Here is a 3,713-nt window from a genome sequence, read left to right as displayed (position 1 = left end):
CCCCTCTCCCCAACCCCTCTCCCGCAAGGGGAGAGGGGCTCGAACCGGTCCCGGCGGCCGCGCGGTCCCACCTCAGTGCGAGTGGTCGTGACCACAGCCCGGGCCATGCACATGGCCGCCCTGCGCCTTGCCGTGGTCATGGTCATGGTCATGGTCATGGTCATGGTCATGGTCATGCGCGTGATCGTGCCCGCTCCCATGCGCATGCCCATGGTGATGGTGCGAATGCCCATCGTTGGTCACATGCCCGCCATACGCGCCGCCTTCGGGTTCGAAGCTTTCCTGCACCTCGTTCACGATCAGGTGCATGGCGCGCAGCATGTCGGCCAGCACGTGGTCGGGTTCGATCTTGAGGTGGTCGGGCTGCAGCTCGATGGGCACGTGGCGGTTGCCCAGGTGGTAGGCGGCGCGCACCAGGTCGAAGGGCGTGCCGTGGGCCGTGCAATGGGTGATGCGCAGCACCGTCTGCGGCGCGGCGATCACGCGCACCAGCGAGCCGTCTTCCACCACCAGGATGTCGCCGCCGCGCACGGCCGTGCCGCGCGGCAGGAACACGCCGATGCGCCGGCCCTGCGAATCCGTGGTGTCGAAGCGGCTCTTCTGACGCACGTCCCAGTCGAGTTCGAGGGTGGCGGCGCGCTTGACGAGCACGGGCGCGAGGCCGCGGCCCTGAGGCATGAGTTTGTTGGCGGTGAGCATGGTCGATCCTGAAGGCCGCGCAGCGGGCGGCCGAAGAGGGCAGAAGGGCCACCATTGTCCGGCGACCGCCTGTGCCTCAAAGCGGGCGGGTCATGAAGCAGCTGGCCGGGTCCGGCCCGTAGTCCCCGAAGGGCGGGCAGGGCGCGAAGCCGTGCCGTGCATAGAGGGCACGCGCCGGGGCGAAGAAGGGCTGGCTGCCGGTCTCCAGGCTCAGGCGCGTGTGGCCGGCGGCGCGGGCCTCGGCCAGGGCATGCGCGAGCAGTCGTGCGGCGATGCCGCGGCCGCGCAGGTGCGTGGTGGTGCGCATGGACTTCAGCTCGGCATGGCCAGCGTCCAAGCGCTTGAGCGCGACCGTGCCGGCCAGCGCCTCGTCGATGCCATCCTGCATCCAGGCACTCCAGAAGCGGATCTCCGGGCGGCGCAGGCCGTCCAGATCCAGCGCATGCACGCTTTCCGGCGGCGAGACGCGGCGCATGTCGGCCAGGTGCTCTTCGAGGAACACGGCGATGCGCGGGTCGCGCAGGTCGTCCAGGCGAATGCGCAGCGCTGGCTCGCCCGTGGCAAGCGCCGCGGCAGGCGATGCCGTGGATGCGTTCACCCGCGAAGCGCTCGCCACCGCCATCAGAACAGGAAGTAGCGCTGCGCCATCGGCAACACCTTGGCGGGCTCGCAGGTCAGCAGCACGCCGTCGGCGCGCACGGCGTAGGTCTGGTGGTCGATCTCCATCACGGGCGTCAGGCCGTTGTGGATCAGGTCCTTCTTGCGCACGTTGCGGATGTTCTTGACCACGCCCAGCGTCTTGGCCAGGCCGTATCGGCGGCCGACGTCGGCGGCGTGGGCGGCCTGCGAGACGAAGGTCAGGCTGCTCTTGGCGATGTTGCCGCCGAAGGCGCCGAACATGGGCCGGTAGTGCACCGGCTGGGGCGTCGGGATGCTGGCGTTGGGGTCGCCCATGGCGGCCATGGCGATGCTGCCGCCCTTGAGGATGCAGAAGGGCTTGACGCCGAAGAAGGCCGGCTTCCAGATCACGATGTCGGCCCACTTGCCGACCTCGAGGCTGCCCACCTCGTGGGCGATGCCGTGCGAGATGGCCGGGTTGATCGTGTACTTGGCGACGTAACGCTTGGCGCGGAAGTTGTCGTTGCGCGCGCTGTCCTCGGGCAGGCTGCCGCGCTGCGCCTTCATCTTGTGGGCCGTCTGCCAGGTGCGGATGATGACCTCGCCCACGCGGCCCATGGCCTGCGAGTCGCTGCTCATCATGCTGATGGCGCCCATGTCGTGCAGGATGTCCTCGGCCGCGATGGTCTCCTTGCGGATGCGCGACTCGGCGAAGGCCAGGTCCTCGGCGATGGCGGCGTCCAGGTGGTGGCAGACCATCAGCATGTCCACATGCTCGTCCAGCGTGTTCTGCGTGTACGGCATGGTGGGGTTGGTGGACGAGGGCAGGAAGTTGGCCTCGCCCACCACGCGCAGGATGTCCGGCGCATGGCCGCCGCCCGCGCCCTCGGTGTGGAAGGCGCACAGCGCGCGGCCCTTGGTCGCGGCGATGGTGTCCTCGACGAAGCCCGATTCGTTGAGCGTGTCGGAATGGATGGCCACCTGCGTGTCGGTGGCCTCGGCCACCTCCAGGCAATGGTCGATGGCCGAGGGCGTGGTGCCCCAGTCCTCGTGCAGCTTCAGGCCGATGACGCCGGCCTCGATCTGCTCGTGCAGCGGGCCGGTGCGGCTGGCGTTGCCCTTGCCCAGAAAGCCCAGGTTCATCGGAAAGGCATCGGCCGACTGCAGCATGCGCTCGATGTGCCAGGGGCCGGGCGTGCAGGTGGTGGCGAAGGTGCCCGTGGCCGGGCCGGTGCCGCCGCCGAGCATGGTGGTCACGCCGCTGGCCAGGGCCTCTTCGATCTGCTGGGGGCAGATGAAGTGGATGTGGCTGTCGATGCCGCCGGCGGTGACGATGTTGCCCTCGCAGCTGATGACCTCGGTGCCCGGCCCGATGACGATGTCCACGCCCGGCTGGGTGTCGGGGTTGCCGGCCTTGCCGATGGCGGCGATGCGCCCATCCTTGAGGCCGATGTCGGCCTTGACGATGCCCCAGTGGTCGAGGATGAGGGCGTTGGTCAGCACCGTGTCGACGGCGCCTTCGGCGCGCGTGCGCTGGCTCTGGGCCATGCCGTCGCGGATGGTCTTGCCGCCGCCGAACTTCACCTCTTCACCGTAGCCGCCGGCACGCAGGGTGTAGTCCTGCTCGACCTCGATGACGAGCCCGGTGTCGGCCAGGCGCACGCGGTCGCCGACGGTGGGGCCGAAGATTTCCGCGTAGGCGCGGCGCGAAATGGAGGCCATCAGAGTTGTCCTTGCACCAGGCCGCGGAAGCCGTAGACGATGCGGTCGCCCGCGAAGTCGACCAGCTCGACGGTGCGCTGCTGGCCGGGTTCGAAACGCACGGCGGTGCCCGAGGCGATGTTCAGCCGCATGCCGCGCGCGGCCTCGCGGTCGAAGTCGAGGGCGCCGTTGGTTTCGGCGAAGTGGTAGTGGGAGCCGACCTGGATCGGCCGGTCCGAGCCGTTCTTGACGACGACGGTGAGCGTGCGGCGGCCGGGGTTGAGGTCGTGGTCGCCCGCGTCGATGAGGAGTTCGCCCGGGATCATGTGCATGGCCTTTCGATCAGGCGACGCCGCCCAGCAGGGCCAGGCCGAGCAGGCCCACGGCGGCGCCGGCGATGCGCGGCAGCCAGCGGTTGGCATGGCGCAGCGCCAGGCCCAGGCCGATGCCCGCGGCATGCAGGCCGACGGTGGCCAGCAGCATGCCGGCCAGGGTGGCGACAGCGCCGCCGTGATCGGCCAGCTCGCGGCCGTGGGCGATGCCGTGGAAGACGGCGAACAGGCCCACCAGCGCGGCAGCAGCGGTGGCGGGCAGGCGGCGCTGTGTGGCCACCAGCAGGCCCAGCACCAGCAGCGAGGCGGCGATCATCGGTTCCACCGCTGGCAGCGACAGGCCGGCCAGGCCCGCCAGCGCGC

5 protein-coding genes are annotated in these 3,713 nt (G+C 70.1%); all 5 read right to left on the bottom strand.

Annotation, left to right across the window (positions count from 1 at the left end):
* Window positions 1–72: 72 nt before the first annotated feature.
* Window positions 73–699 (bottom strand): urease accessory protein UreE, encoded by a 627-nt coding sequence (gene ureE / locus NS331_RS24100; RefSeq protein ID WP_058644460.1) that lies wholly within the window; start codon window positions 697–699, stop codon window positions 73–75.
* A 76-nt stretch (window positions 700–775) separates the two neighbouring features.
* A complete protein-coding gene (locus tag NS331_RS24095) occupies window positions 776–1,297 on the bottom strand; it encodes a GNAT family N-acetyltransferase (protein WP_242873873.1) in 522 nt (173 codons plus the stop codon).
* A gap of 23 nt (window positions 1,298–1,320) precedes the next feature.
* Complete coding sequence (ureC, locus tag NS331_RS24090) at window positions 1,321–3,039, bottom strand: urease subunit alpha (RefSeq protein WP_058644459.1); 1,719 nt, start codon at window positions 3,037–3,039, stop codon at window positions 1,321–1,323.
* On the bottom strand, window positions 3,039–3,344 hold the full coding sequence (locus NS331_RS24085; RefSeq protein WP_058644461.1) for an urease subunit beta: 306 nt from the start codon (window positions 3,342–3,344) through the stop codon (window positions 3,039–3,041). Before NS331_RS24085 ends, ureC begins: the two co-directional genes overlap by 1 nt.
* 16 nt (window positions 3,345–3,360) lie before the next feature.
* On the bottom strand, window positions 3,361–3,713 hold a 353-nt coding region (locus NS331_RS24080), incomplete at its 5' end, for a HupE/UreJ family protein (RefSeq protein ID WP_193758196.1).

This window comes from Pseudacidovorax intermedius, assembly GCF_001476815.1.
GTDB lineage: Bacteria > Pseudomonadota > Gammaproteobacteria > Burkholderiales > Burkholderiaceae_C > Xenophilus > Xenophilus intermedius_A.
This window is presented reverse-complemented; position numbering and strand designations above follow the sequence as displayed.